Origin of the sequence: Nocardioides malaquae (genome assembly GCF_015070385.1) — a bacterium.
GTDB classification, from domain to species: Bacteria; Actinomycetota; Actinomycetes; order Propionibacteriales; family Nocardioidaceae; genus Nocardioides; species Nocardioides malaquae.
Map to the genome: position 1 here is coordinate 1 of NZ_JADCSA010000531.1, position 264 is coordinate 264.

Consider the following 264-nt stretch of genomic DNA (forward strand, 5'->3'; position numbering starts at 1 on the left):
GAACCGTGTTGATACGTCAACTGCACAGGATATTGAATGGCCAGCACTGCCGTAGGGTAAAACATATAAATTCTATAATTAGATGTATCTTTCCATTTACGGCAAGGAAGGGGGCTTGGAAGACGTAAAGCATCTCACACCGAGATTATTTTTTATATGTCAGGTGTCTGAAGTTATGCTTTGGCTCTTAAAATGGTTTGCCGCGAGGTTTTGAATTCCCGGGCAATGGCACTTATACTTACACCTGACTTAATTCGTTCGAAT

General features: G+C 41.3%; 2 protein-coding genes. One reads left to right on the forward strand and one right to left on the reverse strand.

The genetic code is table 11. The features are described from left to right. On the forward strand, positions 1–55 hold a 55-nt coding region (locus IEQ44_RS18255), incomplete at its 5' end, for a tail fiber assembly protein (protein WP_169780860.1). A gap of 118 nt (positions 56–173) precedes the next feature. On the opposite strand, the gene IEQ44_RS18260 is transcribed toward IEQ44_RS18255, so the two are convergent. Beyond that, entirely contained in the window at positions 174–254 is an 81-nt protein-coding gene (locus IEQ44_RS18260) for a helix-turn-helix domain-containing protein (RefSeq protein WP_369074444.1), read from the reverse strand. Between the last annotated feature and the right edge of the window lie 10 nt (positions 255–264).